Annotated in this window: 12 protein-coding genes and 1 other RNA gene; 4 read left to right on the top strand and 9 right to left on the bottom strand. The window is 51.5% G+C overall.

Annotation, left to right across the window (positions count from 1 at the left end):
• Positions 1-190 precede the first annotated feature (190 nt).
• The 5 genes from H6F80_RS17440 to H6F80_RS17420 all read right to left on the bottom strand — a co-directional run bounded on the left by H6F80_RS17440 (position 191) and on the right by H6F80_RS17420 (position 5961).
• Positions 191-1378, bottom strand: a complete 1188-nt coding sequence (locus H6F80_RS17440; RefSeq protein ID WP_190792794.1) for a calcium-binding protein — start codon at positions 1376-1378, stop codon at positions 191-193.
• Positions 1379-1630: 252 nt separating this feature from the next.
• The gene (locus tag H6F80_RS17435; RefSeq protein WP_190792793.1) at positions 1631-2746 is read right to left on the bottom strand and encodes an ABC transporter ATP-binding protein; all 1116 of its coding nucleotides are present in this window, start codon (positions 2744-2746) and stop codon (positions 1631-1633) included.
• Between the two features lie 62 nt (positions 2747-2808).
• A complete protein-coding gene (locus H6F80_RS17430; protein WP_190792792.1) occupies positions 2809-3705 on the bottom strand; it encodes a carbohydrate ABC transporter permease in 897 nt (298 codons plus the stop codon).
• A gap of 3 nt (positions 3706-3708) precedes the next feature.
• Positions 3709-4611, bottom strand: a complete 903-nt coding sequence (locus tag H6F80_RS17425; protein ID WP_190792791.1) for a carbohydrate ABC transporter permease — start codon at positions 4609-4611, stop codon at positions 3709-3711.
• Between the two features lie 24 nt (positions 4612-4635).
• Positions 4636-5961 carry an ABC transporter substrate-binding protein gene (locus tag H6F80_RS17420; protein WP_190792790.1) on the bottom strand — a complete coding sequence of 442 codons (1326 nt, stop codon included), beginning with the start codon at positions 5959-5961 and terminating at the stop codon, positions 4636-4638.
• A 267-nt stretch (positions 5962-6228) separates the two neighbouring features.
• On the opposite strand from H6F80_RS17420, the gene H6F80_RS17415 reads away from it, so the two are divergent.
• Entirely contained in the window at positions 6229-6426 is a 198-nt protein-coding gene (locus tag H6F80_RS17415) for a hypothetical protein (RefSeq protein WP_190792789.1), read from the top strand.
• Between the two features lie 426 nt (positions 6427-6852).
• On the opposite strand, the gene H6F80_RS17410 is transcribed toward H6F80_RS17415, so the two are convergent.
• Positions 6853-8571 carry a glycoside hydrolase family 13 protein gene (locus H6F80_RS17410; protein ID WP_190792788.1) on the bottom strand — a complete coding sequence of 573 codons (1719 nt, stop codon included), beginning with the start codon at positions 8569-8571 and terminating at the stop codon, positions 6853-6855.
• Positions 8572-8802: 231 nt separating this feature from the next.
• Complete coding sequence (locus H6F80_RS17405) at positions 8803-9423, bottom strand: HdeD family acid-resistance protein (RefSeq protein WP_190792787.1); 621 nt, start codon at positions 9421-9423, stop codon at positions 8803-8805.
• A gap of 176 nt (positions 9424-9599) precedes the next feature.
• Here H6F80_RS17405 and H6F80_RS17400 point away from each other — a divergent pair, with 176 nt between their 5' ends.
• The gene (locus H6F80_RS17400) at positions 9600-11714 is read left to right on the top strand and encodes an ABC transporter ATP-binding protein (protein WP_242067420.1); all 2115 of its coding nucleotides are present in this window, start codon (positions 9600-9602) and stop codon (positions 11712-11714) included.
• A complete protein-coding gene (locus tag H6F80_RS17395) occupies positions 11711-12895 on the top strand; it encodes a glycosyltransferase (protein ID WP_190792786.1) in 1185 nt (394 codons plus the stop codon). Before H6F80_RS17400 ends, H6F80_RS17395 begins: the two co-directional genes overlap by 4 nt.
• A 5-nt stretch (positions 12896-12900) precedes the next feature.
• Here H6F80_RS17395 and H6F80_RS17390 read toward each other — a convergent pair whose 3' ends face one another.
• Complete coding sequence (locus H6F80_RS17390; protein ID WP_190792785.1) at positions 12901-16848, bottom strand: hypothetical protein; 3948 nt, start codon at positions 16846-16848, stop codon at positions 12901-12903.
• A 324-nt stretch (positions 16849-17172) separates the two neighbouring features.
• Here H6F80_RS17390 and ssrS point away from each other — a divergent pair.
• A non-coding RNA gene (gene ssrS / locus H6F80_RS17385) (6S RNA) lies at positions 17173-17355 on the top strand.
• Between the two features lie 197 nt (positions 17356-17552).
• Here ssrS and H6F80_RS17380 read toward each other — a convergent pair.
• The coding region (locus tag H6F80_RS17380; RefSeq protein WP_190792784.1) for a phycobilisome rod-core linker polypeptide at positions 17553-20412 on the bottom strand (2860 nt) is incomplete at its 5' end.

The following is a 20412-nucleotide window of genomic DNA, read 5'->3' as shown; positions in this document are numbered from 1 at the left end:
CAGAAATGAAACGATAAGAAAATAAGATTGTCGTGCAATATTCAGATAATACTTAGATAAAGATGCACCCTGAACGTTACCCTCTACAAACTTTGCCCGCAAACTTTAGGAGTTAAAAAGCCTTAGGAGTTAAAAAGCTTTAGGAGTTGAGAAGTCTGGAATCCACTAGCTGAAGCAAGCCTGAAACCTTTTAGCGATCTGACTGCTGCACCAAGCTGAGAAAGTCAGATGCGCCAATGCGATCGGCATCCACATTTTTCAGAACAGCGATCGAAGTCCGACCCAGGCTAATTACCGTATCGTCTTCTTTTTGAGTAATTTTCAGCCGCTTGAAGTTGATTTCCTTGGGCAATCCCAGCAGGTCGATGCCTTTCTTGAAGTCCTGGATGAGGTCGGTGCTGTCTTTCATGCCGTACTTGTAGTCCAGCACAAACAGGTCACTGCCCCGCTCACCGCTCATTATATCTGCGCCTTCGTTGCCCATCAGCACATCCTTGCCGCGACCGCCCATCAGCATATCCTTGCCAAGGCGACCTACGAGGACATCATCGCTATCACCGCCATTCAAGCGATCGTCTCCTTCACCGCCGTTAAGGATATCGCGACCGAGTGCACCCGCAAGGCGATCGTTGCCGTTTAGGCCAATCAGCAGATCGTTGTTCGCTTTACCCGTCAGCGCATCGTTCACGACATTGCCGCGTGTCACATCCTGCACGCCCATTCCATTCAGGACATTTGCTTCACCCAGCACGTTTAAAAATGTGCCCAAGCCGTCTAATAAATCAACTTCATCAAACTTGCTAGCAGGGCGACTGAGAACATCGTTACCGCTCAAGTTCTGGAAGAGATTGGTAATAGGCATGGGGCTAAAAACGTAATAGTAATCGTCATCTAGCCCACCAAACAGATCACCGAGATCAATATTGCCAAACAGGCTGCCCAGGTTATCAAACAGATCGCCCAGAGAAGAGCTATTCACTGAACTCGAAGAACCTGAACCTACGATCGTATTCAGCAAGCTTCCCAGATTGATCGAATCAAAGGAACTATTATTGCCTAAGCCCGAAAAGATATTACCTAAGTTAAAGCCTCTGTTGCCTGAACCCGATGAGCCAGAAGTGCCTCCGCCGATCGTTGAGGTGAAAATATCTCCCAGATCAATGCCGCCTAAAAAGTTGCTGCTGCTGAGAGTATTAAACAGATTTCCTAGCAGGTTACTGCCAAAACTAGGATCTTCCAGAATGTTTTTGTTTTCATTGCTATTAAAGCCAAAGACATCCCCAATAAACTTCACGCCATTGACGACATCCCCAATTTTAATGCCGCCGATCGTACCACCGCTAAACAAGCTTAGACCCAGCGCAATCCAGTTAATCATACCCGTCTCCCTTCACTGCAAACCTTCACGAATCAATAACCCGAAGGGGTACTCATTCGCATGGCTCAATTGCATTCTTTTCGCCTACCCTCCACAGGACTGCGATCGATTCCAAAGCGTTCCCGGAAATGCAAAAAAAACTCCAGGGGGCTGGAGAGGTGGAGGGGTAGAGGGGTGGTGAGTGGATGGGGGAGGGGGTTCAGGAGGTAATCTAGGGCATTGGCGACTTCTCAAACTAACGCTTACTGGGGCTTACCCCAGATGATTTCGATCGCCCACAGACTGAAGCACTTTAGCGGGGAGACGTTCCCCCGTTTGGGTATTGAACCAGTGGATGTGTTCGGGCGGCAGGGTGAGGGTGATTTCTTCGCCCCGGAAGGGGTTGTCGCTGGAAATCAAAGCACGGAAGATCATCGTTTCTGCGCCTCTGACTCGGACGGTAATCAGTTCGCTCATGCCCAGGTTTTCCGACAGCACGACTCTGCCCTGCACCGTCGAAGCACTGTGCTGATTAGAATCGGCAAGATGGACGTGTTCTGGACGGATGCCCAGCGTGATTTCTGGCGGCGGCACAAAGCCATCGGGCAGGGGAATGTGATAGTTGCCGAAGACCGCCGATCGCCCGTCGCACTTCAGATCAAGCAGGTTCATTTGCGGGCTGCCGATAAAGCCTGCTACAAATCGGTTTGCGGGATGGGTGTAGATGCGGCGGGGCGGGTCAAGCTGCTGCAAAATGCCGCCATTCAGGACGGCGACTCGCGTGGACAGGGTCATGGCTTCGGTCTGGTCGTGGGTCACGTAGACTATGGGCGTATTTAGCGAGGTGAAAATTTCTTTTAGCTCGGCTCGCACCTGTTCCCGCAGCAGGGCATCTAGGTTACTGAGCGGTTCATCGAGCAGAAACACGTCGGGCTGGCGTACGAGTGCTCGTCCCAAGGCAACGCGCTGCCGCTGTCCGCCGGAGAGCTGTCCCGGTTTGCGCTCCATTAGTTCTTCCAGACCCAGGAAGCCGCTGACTTCGTGAATCCGCCGCCGAATTTCGTCTGACTTCATGTGGCGCAGCCGTAGCCCGGAAGCCATATTGTCATACACGCTCATATGCGGATACAGCGCGTAGCTCTGGAACACCATTGCAATATTGCGATCGCCTGCTGCTTTATTTGTGACATTGCGATCGGCAATCCGAATTTCGCCGCGGGTGGGTTGTTCCAGTCCGGCGATCATTCGCAGCGTCGTGGATTTGCCGCAGCCCGACGGACCCAGCAGTGTGAGGAATTCGCCGTTGTCCACGCCCAGGCTAAGATCGCGCACGGGGACGACTTTAGGCGAGTAGGTTTTGTTGAGGTGAATGAGTTCGAGTTTTGGCATGGTTTTGTTGGGAGAGTTAAGTGGGGTAGATTCAGTGGGTAAGTAGATCAGTGGGTAAGTCGTTAGCCTTTGACTGCGCCTGCGGTTAAGCCCTGCACAATTCGACGCTGGAACAGCAGCACCAGGGCGACGAGAGGCAGCGTACCAATCACCGTAGCAGCGGCTAATGCTCCATAGGGAATCTCGAATACAGCGGTTCCGCTAATCTGGGCAACGGCAACCGGAATCGTTTTCATTGATTCACGAGTGATAAACGTGAGAGCAAAAATGAATTCGTTCCAAGCGGCGATAAAGGCGAGAATTCCGGTGGTGACAAGGGCAGGCGTAGTCAGGGGCAGCAGAATTTTCGTCAGCATTCCCCAGGTGTTGTAGCCGTCTACCTTAGCGGAGTCTTCCAGATCGCGAGGCAACTGCTGGAAGAAGCTTCGCATCACCAGAATGGTTAGCGGAATATTAATCGCCGTGTACGGAATGATTAACGCTAAATAGTTATTCGCGAGTCCAAAGGTGCGAACGATTTCTAACAAACCAATAAACAGCAGAATGTAGGGGAATAGCGTCACAATTAGGACGATCGCCAGAATAATCCGTTCGCCTTTGACCTTCAGTCGTGCCAGTGCATAAGCGGCAGGTGTGCCCAGTGCCAGACAGAGCAGCGTGGAGCTGATCGCCACAAACGCGCTGTTGAGCATATAGTTCAAAAACGGGCGGCGATTAAAAATCTCAATGTAGTGCTGAAGCGTATAGCGACTGGGAAAATAAACGTTTGGAATGGCGGCAATGTCCTGATTCACCTTAAACGAGGTGAGCAATTGCCAGAGAATCGGCGCAAGGCTAAACAAAATCACCAGCAGCACGGCGATCAGAAACAAAATATTTTGAATTGAAACCGATCGCTTCTGGGGCGTTTGTCTGGGTGGAGCTTCCTGTGATCGAACGGGCGGCTGAATCGTCGTCATGGCTTAACCTCCTCTCAAAGCAGTACGAGTTCTCGAAAGCAGCCAGGCAGCCAGCCCCACTGCCGCAATCAGCACCACAAAGGTCACTACGACCAGCGCAGAGCCGTAGCCAAAGTCCAGATAGCGCATGATAGTGGCGTAGATGTAAATTGACACCGTTTCCGTTGCGCCACCAGGACCACCGCCTGTCATCACCGCAATCAAATCGAAAATGCCGAACGCCTGAGCGAATCGAAACAGCGCGGCAATCAGAATTTGGGGCATCAGCAGGGGCAGGGTAATCTGGCGGAAGCTCTGCCATGCCGTTGCACCATCGATCGCATGAGCCTCATATAAGTCGCCCGAAATCGACTGCAAGCCTGCCAGCAGCAAAATCGAGATAAACGGAGTCGTTTTCCAGACATCCGCCGCAATCACGCACATCATCGCCAGGGTCGGATTGCCCAGCCAGTTGACGCCCGTATCGATAATGCCGAGCCGCAGCAGAATGTCGTTCCAGACGCCAAACTCGGCGTTAAAAATCCATGCCCAGGTCGTGCCAATCAGAGCCGTCGGCAGTGCCCAGGGCAAAATCGCGATCGTCCTCACCGCACTCCGTCCCCGAAAGGCATGGTTCAGCACCAGCGCGATCGCCATCCCCAAAATCAGCTCCAGCACCAGGGACGAGAGGGTAAAGACCGTTGTATTGCCGATCGTCTGCCAGAAGCGACCGTCTTGTGCCATGCGTCCGTAGTTGTCCAATCCCGTAAACACAGGCTGTAGCTGCGTTCCCAGGTTTTGCGTAAACAGACTTAGCCAGATCGATCGCAGGATCGGATAGGCATAAACCAGCAGCAGCACCAGCATTGCCGGAAGCAGCAGCAGCCAGCCCGTGCGCTGTTCTCTTGAACGAATTGTGTCAGCCATGAAAGACTCCTAATGGGATACAGCTCAGCGGGCAGAGTAGCGTTGAAGCAAATTGCGCGTCTCCTTGGCAGCATCACGCATTGCTTGTTCTGGATCGGTTCGACCCGTCAGGGCAGCACTCAGGTATCGCTGAAGAATATCCGATGCCTGAGCATATTGGGCGATCGGCGGACGCAGGGCTGCACTTTCTGCTACCGCTTGCATCCGGGGGAAGTAAGGATATTTTTCTACCACCTGCGGATCAGTGTATAGCGATCGACGGGTGGGCAGATAGCCATTTTTCAGCACCAGGTTACGCTGTGCCTCTTCGCTGGCGTAGTACTGAGCAAACCGCAATGCTTCTTCAGGGTGGGGAGAAGATTTGGCAATGCCAATCCCCCAGCCGCCCAATGCTCCGGCACTGGATTGACCCGGCGCGTGAACCATCGGCTTAAATCCAACTTTGCCTTTGATCACAGAGTCGTTAGCATCGGCGAGGGGCAGCGCGTAGGGCCAGTTCCGCATAAACACTGCCTGGCCGCTTTGAAACAATCGGCGGGCTTCTTCTTCCTGATAAGTCGTGACGCCAGGAGGGGAAATGCCCTGATCGAGCGTTGTTCTGAGGAACTGAATGGCTTTCTGCGTTTCGGGGCGATCGAGTCCGACTTCGAGGGTTTGGGGATTGACCCAGAACCCACCTGCGCCTTCCAGCACCTCGACAAACATCGCAGCGAGTCCTTCATACTGCCGTCCCTGCCAGACGTAGCCCCAGTCTGCACCCTGCGACTGCTGAATTTGCTTGGAAATATTGATCAGGTCTTCAAAGGTTTCGGGGGGCTGTGCGCCTGCCGCTTGCAACAGGTCTTCCCGGTAATAAAGCAACCCGGAGTCGGTGCGGTAGGGCATTCGGTAAAGTCTTCCCTGGTAGCGGCTCCCTTCCACGGTTTCGGGAATAAAGTCTTTCAGCTCGGATTCTGGAATGCGATCGGTCAAATCCATCAGCCAACCCGCAGCAGCGAATTTAGGTAGCCAGACGACATCCATAATCACGGCATCATAAGGCGAGCTACCCAGCAAGAAAGAGGATGTGTACAAATCCTCGACCAGATTCGTGGCGTTCGGACCTTCGATCACATCGACTTTGATATCGGGATTTTGGGCTTCAAATGCCTCAATAATGTGTTGCTCCTGTGCCACGTCCAGTGCAGTCATCAGCATTGCGATGTGAACTGGCTGCTGCGACAGTGCCATCACACTGTAGAAAATCACGCCTAGACAAACGACGATCGCCGTAGCAAGAAATCGCCAGCGACGCAGCAACCAGCGATTAAAAGAGTGATGCAGGTTGTGAGTTGAAGAATCAGTACTCATGGGTTATAAAAGTTTGAATCATCGATCATTGCTAGGGTCACGGGGCTAAACAGTTAAGTAAGAAACTAAACAAAACAGGTTTGCCATTGTTCGCTGACAGTTCGCACAAAAACAACGAGATCGAACAGTTCGAGAGAAAAGAGATTTACAGAGAGATTTACAGAACGAGGAACAAAGCACAGAAAGCAAAAGACCCGGCTGGAGTTTGCCTCCGCCTTGCGCTTATGACCCTGAACTTCTCGATTGCTAGACTGTGAAGCTTGCTCTATGTCTGAGGAGAATTCAGAGAAGACAACGCTGACTACCCTTTGTTTTAGTCATCTTGTCCATGCAATCATTGGACAAAAGAGTGCTAATAAAGAAGCAAGCCCTTTTTTCCACCGTTTCGTAATTCCTGAAACACAAATGTTTGCAAAGAGAATTGCAGGATTGTTTTCAGAAATACAAACCTCACTTGACTTTTAGATCTATCAAGCTCTGCGGCGCGATCGCCTCTGCTATTGGATATAGCAATACATTAAGAAAAGTAAATCCTTTATGTATTACGTATCTTGAATATTTGCTTTGTTTCTATCCCAAGATAGATATTTCGGAATAACCTTAGTCGGAATTTATAAGAAGAGTCCATTGTGTAACGAACTCCGTCAGCTTAGATTTGTAATTGTTTGGCTAGCTCTTTTCTTGGCTCTGCAATCTGCAGGTAATCGGATTTTTTCTATTACGAATAGTGGGATTACTCGATTGTCTTTCGCTAAATCCTTTAAAGCTTATACCGTTAATCGAATCCCCTTCTTTTTCTAGGGCTTAACTTCTGGGGCTTAACGTTGTTTCTTGCTCTAAGTTTTTTGCTCTCAGGCGACGGACACCCAATCGATCGCGTTCCTCAGCAAACTACTGCAATCGGTACACTCGTGCCTCAAAAGGACGCAGCGTGAGTTGGCGAATCTCCTCGCTCCCCTCTGCCTCATTATTGTCCATTACGTTGTTCATTCCATAGTTGCTAATTAATAGTTCCTGGCTGTCAAAGGATACTTCGTCTGGCAGGGTAAGAACGGGCGTGTCTTGGGTGAAATTCAGCAAAACCAGCAAACGCTCGTCCTTCAGGGTTCGCGTGAACGCATAAACTTGCTCATGCGATTCCAGGATGAGGTCATACGTGCCGTAAACGATGACCGGATGAGCTTTGCGTAACCGGATGAGCTGCTGGTAGTAGGCAAAGATCGAGTTTGGGTCAGTCAGTGCTTGTTGAACATTGATCTCGCGGTAGTTGGGGTTGACCTTGAGCCAGGGAGTGCCAGTGGTGAATCCAGCGTACAGGGTGCCGTCCCATTGCATCGGTGTGCGTGAGTTGTCACGGCTTCTGGCATAAATAATTTCCATTGCAGCATCGGGAGCAATGCCTTTTTCCTCCACCAACTCGTGATAGACCGTGCGCGTCTCAATGTCCTGGTAATCCTCGATCGACTCAAACCTGACGTTGGTCATCCCGATCTCTTCGCCCTGATAGACATAGGGCGTGCCATGCAGCAGATGCAGAAACGTGGCGAGCAATTTGGCTGACTCAACCCGGTACTGACCATCATCCCCAAACCGAGAGACTGCCCGTGGGGTGTCGTGGTTCGTGAGGTACTGGCTATTCCAGCCCTTCCTTTCCAAATCCTTTTGCCACCGTGTCATCACTTGCTTGAGATCGTGTAGTCGCCACGGCTGAACGCTCCGGTGCGGTAAGGCACTGTTGGGGTCTTCGTCGATGACCATGTGCTCGAACTGGAACAGCATATTGAGATGCCCCGTCTCCTCATGGGTGAGTGCAATGCCGTGCTCGGTGGTCAGCATCGGTGTCTCGCCGACGGTGACAATATCGTAGTGAGATAGCACTTCCTGCTTCATTTCACTCAGAAACTCGTGAAGACGCGGTCCGTTGACGAAATACTGTCCGCCAAATTGGTAGCGATCGCTCGTCACTACAGGAGCATCCGGCAAGCCAGGGACTTTCGAGATCACATTGATGACATCCATGCGAAAGCCGTCGATGCCTTTCCGCAGCCACCAGTGCATCATGGTATAAATCTCGGCACGCAGCTTCGGATTCTCCCAATTGAGATCGGGCTGCTTGCGAGAGAACAGGTGCAGGTAATACTCATCGGTTGCCTCGTCGTACTGCCAGGCTGACCCACCGAAAAAGGACGCCCAGTTATTGGGTTCGCGACCCTCCTTACCCGATCGCCAAATATAGTAATCCCGATACGGATTGTCCTTGGATTTGCGCGCTTCGACAAACCAGGAATGCTCGTCGGAGGTATGGTTAACCACCAGGTCCATCATTAGCTTGATGCCGCGATCGTGCAATCCTGCGAGCAGCTCCTCCCAATCAGACAGGGTGCCAAACTCGTTGTTGATGTCGTAATAGTCGCTGATGTCGTAACCATTGTCATCGTTAGGAGATTGATAAACGGGACAGAGCCAGACCACGTCAACACCGAGCTTTTGCACATAGTCTAATTTCTTGATGATCCCCCGGAGATCGCCGACCCCGTCGCCATTACTGTCCTTAAAGCTGCGCGGATAGATTTGATAGACGACGCTTTCTTTCCACCATCTCTTCTGCATCTCAGGAACTCCCCTGCTCGTCAAGATCGCAAATCCTGGACAACTTAACATACTGATATTGCGTATGAAATCGCACCGAAGAGAGCAATATTGCCTGGATTCGTCCCTGCATTTTGTTCCAAAACAAATCAATCAGGCATCCTACAAGAACAAATCCCCCGGCTGCCCAGAATCGATCGGCAGACAGGGGATTATTAACAGAACGAGGAACCGCCGCGGAATAGAGGAAACCTACACCGTTGCCGCCGGATCGTTGGTGGAGCTTGAAGGGTTGGAAGCAGTATTGGCAGGTGTTCCCGTCGAGGAAGCCATCTTTGCTTGCGAGTTCTGAGCCAGCAGCAGACGCGAAAGTCCGGTGGAAATAATGCTTGCGCCGACGGCAGTTCCCAAGAGCCAGGGTGCGTTGAAGGGCCACTGGAACCAGACGATTGCTCCCAGTGCTAGAGTCACAAGTGCATTTCCCAGCACCGAAGTCCAGCCTTCTTGGGGACGTACACGGAATGCCAGAATCAGCTCAAACGTGCCTTCCGTTAGCAGGAAGCTACCCAGCAGCAGAGTCAGCGTAATCGTACCGCCGAACGGATTCACAAATAGCATGATCCCTGTGCCGATGTACAGGATGCTCAGCAGCAATTTCCAGATAAAGCCGCCCTGCTGGCGAGTCTGGAATGCGTTAAAGAGTTTGGTGGCTCCCGAAGAAATCAGAATCAGGGAGATCCAGGTTTCTGCGACCAGCGTTGAAACACGCGGCAGAATAATGGCAATTAGACCCAGCGCGATCAGCAGAATTGCGCTCCAAAGCTGGCTATTCCTCGAACTCCGGTTCATGTCCGGCGAAACACTCGTGGTCATAAAATTTTCCTTCAAGCTTGATTGACTGCTCTTCACAAGGCTAGAGAATTTTTCAAGCTTCTGTTAGCTCCTAAAGACAGACCCCCAAAGGAGTAGAAAGTTAAGCTGCGCGATGTTTTTGCATCGAAGAATAGTCATTTCGATCGCCCTAGCGAACTGCAAATCTTCCACCTGTGATGTTGGACAGCCGATCGCTTCGGGCACTCTACAGGAGAACGTTTCCTGCTGGAAGAAAACGCTTCACGCGATCGAATATGCTGCCTGATGCTATGTCAAATTTCCGCTCTCCGCGTCAACTGTTACTGTACCTGGTTCACCGACACCCTGTTCTGATCCTGCTTAATATTGGGCTGGGATTTTCGGGTGCGGTGTTTAACGGGGTCAGTACCGCTCTGATCATGCCCGTTCTGCTCAGCTTTCTGGGACAGCCGATCGCGCTGGAGGGCGAAGTGCCCGTTCTGCGAATGCTGCTGTCTCCATTTCAAATCGATGGTCGTCCTCGTATCGCGCTGCTCGCGGGGGCAATTATCCTGCTGCTGCTGCTCAAAAACCTGGCGGGCTATGGCAATGCGCTGGTTGCCGGAAGCCTGAAGCGCATCCTCACCAATGATTTGCGAGAGCAGGGACTGCGGCTTTTGCTGGAAGTTGACCTTGATTTTTTTAGCCGCACGGGAATTGGCGATATTGTGAATCGGCTCAATAACGAAGTCTCTCGTGCCGCAGGCGCAATTAGCAGCATTACGCGATCGGTCACAGTTGTCATTACGGTGCTGGTGTTTGTGGGATTGCTGGTGTCACTGTCCTGGCAGTTAACGCTGGCTTCAACCGCGCTGTTAGCGATCGTTGTGCTAGTGAATCAGTCGAGCATTCATCAAGCAAAGCAGTTTGGCAAGCAGCTTTCGGATACGTCAAAGCAATATTCGACCAGTGTTTTAGAACTGCTGTCTGGAATGCGGCTCGTTCGCACCACTGCCACCGAACCCGCCGCCTATGAAAAAATGATTCGTTTAATTCGCGATCGAGAGCAGGCAGAGTTCCGAACGCAGGCAGTTTCTGCCCTGATTGAGCCTGTGAACGAAATGGCGGGCGTAATTGCACTGCTGCTAATTGTGGCGATCGGGCGTACCTTTCTGGCAGCGCAGCTCGAGGCATTCTCTGCGGTATTGCTCACCTATCTTTTTTTGCTGTTTCGGACGTTGCCCCTGATTGGTCAGCTTAATAACGCTCGCAGTCAGTTTGCAAGTATTGCCCCCAGTTTGGAAATTGCTAGCGAGTTTCTCCGTCGTGATAATAAACCATTTATGCAAAACGGAACGCTGCCGTTCCAAACTTTGCAAACCGGAATTCAGCTTCGCAATCTTTCGTTTATCTATCCAGGACGACAAAAATACGTTCTTCACGATATCAACCTTGATTTACCCTGTCGGACGACGCTGGCGATCGTGGGAGCATCAGGGGCAGGAAAATCGACCTTAGTGGATTTATTGCCGCGACTCTACGACCCCAGCGAGGGCTGCATTTTGCTAGACGGGCAAGACCTACGCGAATTTGACTATCAATCGCTGCGGCGGGCAATGGGCATTGTGAGCCAGGAGACGTTTTTGTTTAACGCTTCGGTGCGAGACAACATTGCCTACGGCTGTCCGGCTGCAACCGATGATGAAATTATTGCTGCGGCAAAACAGGCAAACGCCGAAGAATTTATTCTGCAATTGCCGCACGGGTTTGAAACGGTGATTGGCGATCGGGGCGTAATGCTTTCTGGGGGGCAGCGACAGCGCATTGCCATTGCCAGAGCACTGCTCCAAAATCCGCCGATTCTGATTCTAGATGAAGCGACCAGTGCCCTTGATACCGTTTCTGAAAAACTGGTGCAGGAAGCGATCGATCGACTCAGCCGCGACCGAACCACGATTATCATTGCCCATCGGTTGTCTACCGTGCAAAAGGCGGATCAAATTGCGGTTTTAGAACAGGGCAAACTGGTCGAACTGGGCACTCATCAATCGTTGCTGGCAGAACAGGGTCACTATGCTCGGCTCTGTCAAATGCAGTTTACCGAGCAATTTGCCCAGCAGTTTGCAGAACTCTCGCAGCCCAACCATCGCAAACGAACGGCGAATTTCTCTTATCACATCCGATCGCTGCTCAACATTGTGATTGGTTCGTTAGGGCTGATTGTGCATGAAGTCGTCCAGTATCCCGAAGAACAACAGGAATACACCGAAACGGCTTATCGGTCAGCTCTGGATCTAGTCAAGCAACTTGAAGCGATCGAGGAACACTCATGAATCGACACTATCTTTTCTTTACGCGCAACACACTGCCTCAACCCAGAGCCGATCTGGTGCAGGTGGCAAACTGTGCCAATGCTGCCGCAAATCTGGGCTATGCTGCTGTTCTCACTTACCTGAAGCCCCAGATCAGTTCGCCGATCGATTGGCTACTGCCCTTTCGTCCACAGATTCCTGATGGGGAGCTGACCCGGTTTTACAATTTGCACCGCAGGCTAAAAGTTGCCGGATTGCCGATTCCCGATCGCTTCAAAGGTCAGTCGAAATGGACGCATCCGAGTACGATCGTTTCAAAATATTATCTCCCGTTTCATATTCGTTCCCGTGTTCAGATTGTTCATAGCCGCGACTGGAATTTTATCAAAGCTGCCGTTCAAAATAGGATTCCTGCAATTTATGAGCATCATCACCATGAGCAGAAACAGTTTGAACCGGAAATCGTCCATCATCCGATGTTTCAGCTTGCGGTCACGGTTGCCGATCCAGTACGGGAAAGCATGATCGCTCAAGGAATGCCGCCAGATAAAGTAATTCAACTTCACAACGGATTTAACCAGTCTTTTGCCACCCGACAACCCGATGCAGCGGCACAATGGCGACAGCAGCTTTTAGGCGATTGCACTTCTCTGGCAGTCTATTCTGGCGGGCTGAATGCGTTTAAGGGCGTAGATCTGCTGCTGGAGGTCGCAAAGGAGATGCCCCAGGTTAGGTTTGCGTTTGCGGGCGGGTCTGAGGCAAAAGTGCAAAGCTATCAGCAGCGATCGATCGAGCTGGGACTGCAAAACGTGACTTTTCTGGGCTATGTGCTGCACGACCAGCTTGCCAGCCTGCTTCAAGCCGCTGATGTCCTGCTGCATCCCCATCGATCGGGCGAAGAAGCTTCCTTCACCTCTCCGCTCAAGTTTTTTGACTATTTAGCCTCCGGTACGCCGATCGTCGCGACTGAGATTCCCCCGCTGCGATTGTTTCAATTGGCTGGCATCATCGCAGGCTGGTGTGCGCCCGACTGTCCCTTTGCGCTGGTCAACTGCATTGCTCATACGCTGGCAGTCTATCCCCGGAAGCTCGAAGGCTATGCCCACAGCATTAACTTTGTGCAGCAATTTTCCTGGGAGAACCGGATTGAGAAAATTCTCAGCCATGTGGATAAGGCGTTTCAGCCCAACTTGCTGAGCTAGTTGCCTTACTGCGCCACAAATCCAGAGGCTTCCGGGGAGTAGGTTCCAAAACGGGAGCCGTCTGCATTGTAAAGTTCGATCGGCACTTTAGCCGTTTCGCTGATGGCAGCAAGCGATCGCAGCAGATTGTTCACCTGAGTGGTGATCACTGCCTGCATCGAACCGCTCTGAGTGGAAGTCATCACGCGCTCGGTCGCCTGGTCGTAGCTGCGGGTAATCTGCACCCGAATTGCCTGCGGCGCGAAGGAATAGGTGCAAAGTGGAACCATCCCGGCACAGGTACGATCGAGATCTGGCTGGACAGCCTGCATTGCCGTGAGACGGGCGGCATTCTTTTCTGCTTGAGTCATTGCTGCGGTGTAGGACTGAAGCGTAGACTGCACCTGCATCGAGTAAACGCTCCCTTGAGGAATCCGCTGAAGATTGGTAACTGCCTGCTGCCATATCGTTTTTGCTTCGATCCACTGGTTTTGCTGCTCCAGGCTGCGGGCTTGCTCTGCCAACTGATTGGCTTGACGCAGGGCATTTTCGGCGATCGTCTCTTGCCCTTGGCGCTGGTTGGCTTCCTGCAAGCGCGGCTGATACAGTGCGAGAAGCTGCTCGGCTTCAGCATACGCTGCCGTTCCCTGCGGAATTTGATCGAGAACCTTCACAGCTGCCTGCCATGCGGCGTAAGACTGCTGCCAATCCTGAGCAGATTTTGCAATGCCTGCCTGTGCCTCTGCCACTTCTGCCGTTCTACGAGCTGCATTCACCCGCTCCTGGGCGTTCTGCTCGGTCGCGACCCGCTGATTGATGCCATTTAAACTGGTCTCATATTCCTGAAGCCTGCGCTGTGCCAGGTCGTAGACAGGACTATCCGGCGGAATTTTTTGCAGAGCGGCGATCGCATCCCGCCAGAGCCACTGGATCTCACGCCACTGCGCCAGCGGATGCGGCGGATTCAGGCTTTTCTGGGCTGCTGCGTTTGCCTTCTCAAGCGCGTTCACAATCTGGGCAACTCGGCTGGCTCTGGCTTCGCTCACCTTCATAATTTGCTGAGCAGACTCGTAGTGCGGCGACCAAAACGGAATCGGGCTCAGCAGCGCATTAACTTCCCGAAGTTGATTATGGGCATCCACGATCGCCAGGGCAGACTCAGTGGTTTGGATCGTATTCAGTGCCCGATCGCTGATTTGCTGTGCCTGCTCAACCGGTAGACAGCCTCCAATCACACAGGGACGAGTCAGTGCGTAAATGCCTGTCACAACGCCAAACACTCCCACAGTGCCTGCAAAAATCCAGGCAGAAATCGACATCCGCCTTAGAAACGATTGCCGATCGCTCCACGCTTCTAGCTCTAACACTTCCGAGAAAGAGAGGCCTTTGGTTTCAGGGCTTGTCTCGGCAGCGGCCCGGTTCGGGGCTGGGTCGTTTACCGCCGCAAAATCTGGTGACGTGGAATTTGGGCTAACAATTGAGCTAACAATTGGACTAACAACTTGTGCAGAACTTTGAGATTGATAATTTTCATCGATATAATTCTCAGCTCTATCATCAACCGCATTCCGCGAGATATTTTCCTGAGAAACGTTCTCCTGAATTACTTCTTCTTGGAAAAGATCATCTTGAGGAATATCTTCCTGCAAGATATCTTCTTGGGAAATATCTTCTTGAATTTCTGATTCGATCGCAGAAGGCGTATCCGCTTGCGGCAAAGCAGTGTCTTCTATAAAGGCAACGGTTGCAGAAGAATCGATCGAGTACGGCTCTGCTGTCTCTGGTATCGCAATGGTTTCTGGAGCAATCTCTGGTTCCTGGTGTTCTAGTCTCCCTAATTGTTCAGACAAACTATCTGATAGTGTCTCTGGTCTGTCGGTCGATGGAGTAATAAACTCATCAGAGAATTCGTCTGCAAATAAATTAGTTGCTTGATCATTTGCTTGATCGATTGATAAAGCAGCGATCGATTCAGTTGGTAATTCTAAAGATTGCTCAGCAAATTGATTCTCGTTCTCCTCGTCGATCGTTTGCGCTCTGTCCTGCGGCTCATCCGCCTTGTCAGGCAAACGAGGCTCAAAGGCTTCTGTTTCTACTAATCTCGCTTCTGGAAGTGCAGGCTCAGCAGCTTGCAAAACCACAGGCTCGATCGGCTCTGGTACTAATGGCTCTGGTGCTAATGGCTCTGGTACTAAGGAAAACTCCTCAGACAAGGCGACAGATGATTCCAATTCCTGGAGTTCTGTTTCGGTCAGCTCATCTACAGATGCCTCAACCGGAGATTCTAAAATTAATTCTGAGACTGATTCAGAAATAGGTTCCGCAATCGGTTCTGAGATTGGTCCAGAGATAGGTTCCGAAATTAATTCTGAGATGGGTTCAACAAGACTTGATCGATCGGATTCCAGTTCCACCCCAAATTCAGACTGTAGAAATTCGGTCTCGGCTGCAAATTCAGCGTTTTCAGATATGTACTCAGATGCGTTAACGGTATCAGGTTTAATTTCGGTTACTTCATCCAAGAACGGTTCGTCAAGATCTTCACAAATTGCAGTATCCTGCTGTAAATCCGTAGCGATATTAGCAATATTAGAACTATCAAGATCAGGATGAGTGAACTCGATCGCTGCATAAGTTTGTTCGCTTCCTGCCGCTTCAGATTGTCGATCGCTTTCTATATCATCCGCTGCAATAATTTCCTGTGGTTCACTCGCTGAAGGAACTGCTGCGACAGGTTCGATCGATATCAATTCTTGATCTGCAACTAACTCGACTTCAGCAACCTCTGCTCCAGGCGGTATCGTGGAAACCGTAACCTCGGCATCAGGCTCAACTTCAGTGCTATTAACTTCGGCAGGTTCCACTGAGACAGGTTCGACTGAGACAGGCTCGACTGAGACAGGTTCGACTAAGCCAGCTTCAATCGCTTGAGGGACAGTGTCAACAAAATCGTCTTCAATCGATCCGATCGCGACAGGTTCGGTTGCAACAGCTTCAATCGTTTCGATCGGGACAGGTTCTACATCAACAAAATCGATCTCTATCAATTCAACTGAAACAGGTTCAGTCGCTTCAGCTTCAACGTCAACTAAATGGGCTTCAGTCGCCTCAGGTTCAGCTTCGAGTTCAACATGGGCTGACCCAACTTCAATCAATTCGATCGCAGCCAGCCCAACCAATTCCGCAGAGGTAACCTTTACTGAATCCACTTCGACAGATTCAATCTCAGCAGACTCGATCGCGACAGATTCTACCTCGGGTTCTGACCCAGCCTCAACTTCGGGTACAATCTCAACTTCGGGTACAGCCTCAACTGCTTTAACCTCGGATTTAACTTCGGGTACAGCCTCAACTGCTGCTGCGATTAATCGTTCGATCGGTTCATTGCTTGAGATCGCAGGTTCGGGAGCTGCTTCACCCACGGCAGTCGTTGCTTCCCCTGATGCATTGACGGGTGCGGCTTCTGCTGCCAATCCTTCCTCGATTACTGAGTCAGAAGACCTGCTTTGCACAGTAGACGGCTCAACAAAGGCAGAAATCTGCTGGATGCCGCGATCGTTCTCGGTAGCGATCGACCTTCCCTGATCGACTGAGATCAAACTGACCGAAAACGTATGAAACTGATAAGGTTGCTGGTGCCCTGCAATCCGAAGAAACAGCCGCACAGGTAAGTTGGTTCCTTGAATCGCTGCAAAAGACGGGTCTTGAACGTGCTCTGCCGTATTTTTCCGAACGATCGCTTCAAGCTCTACAAAGACCTGCTGGGGGCTTGGCTCAACATGCAGCAGATGTTCGATCAAAATAAACAGCGTTCTCTGCCGAATCGCACAGCGTACCTGAAGCTGAGACGCCATGATTTGAGCTTGAAGCACTGGCTGAAGCGACTGCGCCAACTTTTCCAGGTCAGGCGATTCCTGAAGCAGATTGGTCTGACCCCTTTGAGCTTTCTTTTTGGAGAACGGATACCTGAGCATAATGATAATGATTTCGCAAAATAGTATTGCAAACCGGACGATTGCAGGACTGTAATGGAGGATTCATTCCAGTATCGCCTGTGAAGGTGGGTGGGTGACAGGGGGTAGAGGGGCGGATGGGGAATGAAGAGATGAAGAAATAGGGCTGGGGAGGGGTTTTGTAGTTCGTTTGGAGGTAAGTGGGGAAGTTGGTCGTTTAACGGGGTTTGTGGAGTGTGCAGGGAGGAATTAAGTTAAAGGGGAAGGGGATTGAAACGGCTTAGTTGGATTGAGTCTTATAAGATTAGTGGATCGATCGCCGATCGATCGTTAGAATAAGGGAAGGTTCTACTGCAACGTTGGTGACTGCCAATAATGTTTTATGATCTATGCTTTTTGAATAAGGGAGCCGAAGAGTTCCAGTGGCAGTAGACCGGGCTTGTACTCGGAAACTTTAAACTGGGCGAGTAGTTCCCACCTGGTTTATACCAGGTCAAAAACTGAGGTAAGACGGCGTTGCGGGGAACTGTTATAAGTTTTTATTCCCTTGTCTGTATAGATGAGGGAATTTTGCTATTTGCGTTTGCACTTCCAAACATCCTTCTCCTCAAAGATCCTTTAACAAAAAGTCAAGCTCCAACAAAAAGTCCCTTGATCGCAGATGCCAATCAAGGGACGATGAGACTCAGAACCTTCTACCGTTTAGCTCTTGTTAGCGCAACTATTTAGCTCCGTCCGGTGAGATAGGAAGGCGAGTAGCCTGACCAGGACTGTTTCACCAGATCCTCTTCTGCCTTCACACTACCAATGTAGTTTCCGGCAGGTAGTGACGGATACCGCTTGTACGGAACCACGTCTTCACCGAAGTAGCGGCTGTACTCTGCGCTGTTAACCATTGTGTCTACCGCAGCCCGTAGACCCTGATCCGCCAGAATCTTGTTGTACTCGCGGATCTCAGCCTGGGTTGCCGGAGCGCGTCCCAGCAGGTGACGGAACAGGAACTCAATCACCTTCGTATTGGGGTACGGGGTGTAGAAGCGGCGTACATAGATGTCCGAGCTAGCCAGAGACTTGACAAACTCGCGCACCGAGATTTCACCGTTCTTCAGCCTGCTTTCCAGGTCAGAGCGACGGATTTCGGACGGCACCTGACCGCTAAACACATCCATCACCTGCACATAGAGCGCGTTGATTACCAGTTCCTTCTCAGAGCCGCTAGTTTCTGGGTTCAGGCGGAAGATGCGGGAGGGTTTACGGCGAGCCGTTCCTACGCCCACTTCGACGGATTGACCGTTGCCGTTGCTAAACGATCGACCCAGTTCCACAAATCTCGGTTTGCTGAGGTCGGGCTGGCGCGCCTGCTTCTCCAGATCAGCCATCGCCTTGCTCATCAGCGGCATCTTTGTGATGTCCATCCGAGTCTTCACTGGCTCAAAGCTAGGCACAACCAGATCATCATTTTGCTTGGTGAGCTGGTTATAAAGCTTCTGCGTGTTCGGGAAGTTGGCGGCAGGCAGTGACGGGAAGCGGCGGTACGGAACCGTGTCTTCGCCGAAGTTTTCTGCGTATTCTGGGCTATTGGTCATCGAGCGAATGAACGCAGCCAGACCTTCCGAAGCCAGGATCTTGTTGTACTTGCGAATCTCGACTTGATCGATCGGGGCACGTCCGAGGAAGTGCTTGGTTCCCAGTTCGATCACCTTCGTATTCGGGTACGGCGCGTAGAACTCTTTAATGTATAGCCGAGACATACCGAGAGCTTCGATAAACTCCTTCAGGTTAATCTCGCCGTTGGTCAGCTTGCTTTCCAGTGCCGTGAACTCATTTTGTGCGACGTACGGTTCGATATCGCGCTCAAAAATATGGCGGTAGGCTGCCCGGATCACGGTGTTTGTCGCAGTCGGATCAAGGGTGGTGAGCTTAAAGGTCTTGGTTTGCTCACGCCGCTTGCTGACCCCCTGGCTGACGCGGAACTGCACGTCGGGTTCGGTACGGGTTTCCTTCACCGCACCCATTTCGACAAACTTCGGCGTTTCTTCAACGTCAATTCGCGTTGCTTTGTCGCTGATGCTGCCCACCCGGTTGGTTCGTAGTGCCAGACCGCCCGGAGTCAGATACCGCTCGTAGGGAATAGTGTCTTCGCCAAACGCCTTGTTGTACTCTTCACTGTCGATAATCGCGTCGATCAGGGCATAGAAGCCTTTCTTCGCGCACAGATCAAAGTAGCTGTTGATTTCCTGACGACCGTAGGTGGGGCGACCCAGCAAACGACGGTGGATGTATTCCACAGACTTGGTGACGTACAGCGAAGTCCAGTAGAGCTTACGGAACAGGTCAGACTTCGCCAACTGACGAATAAACTCCCGCACCGTAATCTCGCCGTTCTCCAGCTTGATTTCTGAAACTTTCAACCGCTGTCCTTCGTAGACATCGCGCCCAAAGACTTGCAGATAAGCCGCTTTGATCACCTTCTGGGTCGAGCTTTCCGAGAACTTGGTGCTGATGCCCTGAGTGCCGCTGCCTCGCTTCGCAAAAGTTCCGGTGTAGCTGGGAATTTGATCCAGCTTGAACACCTTGGGACCCAGCGTTCCCGGAGCGATGCCTTGCGCCCTCGGATTGCTCACCTGGTTGTTGATGCCTGGACCGCGATTGATCAGAATCCGGCGGGTGTCTTTACCAAATGGAGCAGGGCTGGTGCTGGGGTTACGGGTTTCTTTCGGGAAGATCGCACCGAACTGAATTTCCAGCGGATCGTTGCCGGAGCCGTAAACGTGCTGGTCGGGCAGGGGTTGATTGTACCGCGCAAAGGTTGTGAGGAACTGCGGAACCTTGCGGAAGGGTGCGCTGTAGTTAAACAGGTCTTGCTGCGGACCCCAGTTGCGGCACTCCTGCGCTTCCTGACCTAGACCGCGCAGATAAGGAACGGTTTCCTCACCGAAGTAATCCGAGTACTCTTGCGAATCGACCAAGGCATCCACCAGAGCAGGCAGACCACCGTTGGAGACGATCGCAAAATACTTCTGCACCTCTTCCCGCGAAGACGGACCGCGACCCAGGAAGTGACGGAATGCCAGTTCCAATGCTCGGCTATTAATGTACGGCTCGTAGAAGTTCTTGCGGTAGAGGGGCGATTTACCCAAGCGGCGGATGAACCCTTTCATCGAGATATCGCCGTTTTTCACCTGCGATTCCAGATAGGAAATGTTCAGCGAGTAAGCCCGCGTAATATCCCGCTCGAACACCTGACGATAAGCGGCTTTCACCACATCGTTCTTCTCAGTTGCCGACAATCCCGGCTTCATCGCGTATTTGGGACGACGCTCTGCCGCGTTGAAGTAGATTTGCGGCAGTTCCAAGCCCTGTTGATCGCCCGACGGACGCTGACGCACCTTGTTAGAAGGCGTAGGGGCTTTGAATTCGTTGATCAATACATCGAAGTACTGAGTCACGATCGCCAAACCCGCCTCATCCTGACGCAGATAGCCCAGCGCAGCCGCTTTCATTTCTTGCAGTGCCACCAGGGTTGCTTCGCCGGAACAGGCGTTTTCGATAATTTCTCGCAGACCACGGGTGTTGACCGCAATG

Origin of the sequence: Leptolyngbya sp. FACHB-711 (assembly GCF_014695615.1) — a bacterium.
Lineage (GTDB): Bacteria > Cyanobacteriota > Cyanobacteriia > Elainellales > Elainellaceae > Leptolyngbya_A.
This window is presented reverse-complemented; position numbering and strand designations above follow the sequence as displayed.